The organism is Brasilonema sp. UFV-L1 (assembly GCF_012912105.1).
In the GTDB taxonomy this organism is placed as follows: Bacteria; Cyanobacteriota; Cyanobacteriia; order Cyanobacteriales; family Nostocaceae; genus Brasilonema.
In genome coordinates this window covers 1-1,562 of the sequence record NZ_QMEA01000320.1, presented here as the reverse complement: position 1 = coordinate 1,562, position 1,562 = coordinate 1, and the positions used below count along the sequence as shown (strand labels likewise).

General features: G+C 42.1%; 2 protein-coding genes. One reads left to right on the top strand and one right to left on the bottom strand.

Annotated features, from left to right (window positions below):
* Nucleotides 1-80: 80 nt before the first annotated feature.
* The gene (locus DP117_RS35180; RefSeq protein ID WP_169222764.1) at nucleotides 81-248 is read right to left on the bottom strand and encodes a hypothetical protein; all 168 of its coding nucleotides are present in this window, start codon (nucleotides 246-248) and stop codon (nucleotides 81-83) included.
* A 61-nt stretch (nucleotides 249-309) separates the two neighbouring features.
* On the opposite strand from DP117_RS35180, the gene DP117_RS35175 reads away from it, so the two are divergent.
* Nucleotides 310-1,562: RNA-guided endonuclease TnpB family protein (locus tag DP117_RS35175; protein WP_339381216.1), on the top strand; the 1,253-nt coding region annotated here is incomplete at its 3' end.

Here is a 1,562-nt window from a genome sequence, read left to right as displayed (position 1 = left end):
ACTGTACCTGTACTCAGGGAGCGTGTGGGATGAATGGCGGGACAATGACGAATTGACCAACGAGCAACGGTGAACCCAGTTCACTTAGCAATGTTGGTCGATGAGGAATTGTCTGTCTCCGGGATTTTTAACGAATCAATGAAGTCTTCAATAACGTGAGTCATTGTTGTATCTTTGATTGCTGCATATAATCGTAACTTATTTAATCTACGTTCACTCATCCGCATTTTAAACCACTCTGTTTTCATTTTTGTACCCACTTATTACCCACATTTGCTCTACTAACAGATAACAAGGAGGTGGTTTTAAGTGTTGAAAGCTGTTAAGGTCAGACTATACCCAACAACCGAACAACAAGTAGTTCTAGCCAAGTCGTTTGGTTGTGCAAGGTGGTATTGGAATTATGCCTTAAATGCTTGCATTCAACACTATGAAGAAACTGGGAAGTCATTAAAACTAAGTATTTACAAAGCTTACTTGCCACAATTAAAAGTAGAGCATCCTTGGTTAAAAGAGGATTGTTACTCTGCTGTTTTGCAGTGTGTAGCAATCAACTTGAACAAGGCTTACACCAATTTCTTTGAGGGACGTGCTAAGTTTCCTAGATTTAAGTCAAAACATCACAAGCAATCAATTCAGTATCCTCAGAACGTTAAAGTAGTGGATGATTGTTTGGAAATCCCTAAGATTGGTGTTGTAAAAGCTGTCTTTCATAGACCAATTGAGGGGAAAGTTAAGACAGTTACTATAAGCAAGACTCCTACAGATAAGTACTTTGCATCTGTGCTATGTGAAGTGGAAGACAATGGTAGTCAACTGTCTGGCGACAAGATATTGGGTATTGACCTTGGATTAAAAGACTTTGCTATTGTTCATGATGGTAATGAAGTTACCAAGCATCCAAACCCGAAACACCTCAAACGTCATGAAAGGAATCTAGCTAAAAAGCAGAAGAGGTTTGCCCGTAAAGTTAAAGGTAGTAATTCAACAAACAAGTACAGAAAATTTATAGCCAAGGTTCATGAGCGAGTATCAAATTCCCGCCAGGACTTTTTGCACAAATTGAGCAGAAAACTGGTAGACGAAAGCCAAGTCATCATTGTAGAAAATCTCAATGTGAAGGGATTGGTACGGAACCGGAAGTTATCAAAGTCGATATCCGATGTAGGTTGGGGGATGTTTGTTAACTTCCTTGATTACAAGCTGAAACAGAAAGAGGGACAGCCCTCCGGGTTCGCAGTCGCCACAACGGGGGGAACCCCCGCAAGGCGCTGCTCACTTGTGGAAATAGGAAGATTCTTCCCCAGTTCAAAAACGTGTTCGTGTTGCGGTCATGTTCTTGATGAGTTAACACTTGATATCCGTGAATGGGATTGTTCTAAATGTGAAACTCGTCATGACCGTGATGGTAATGCAGCACTGAACATCAGAAATGAAGGGATTCGGATATTACAGAATGGCGGAGGGAACCCCGTTATTGCCGTGCCGAGGCGGAGTAAGACCACCTACCCGAAAGGGAAAGGGGCATCTGTCAATGACGACGGAAGCCCACACCGTACCTG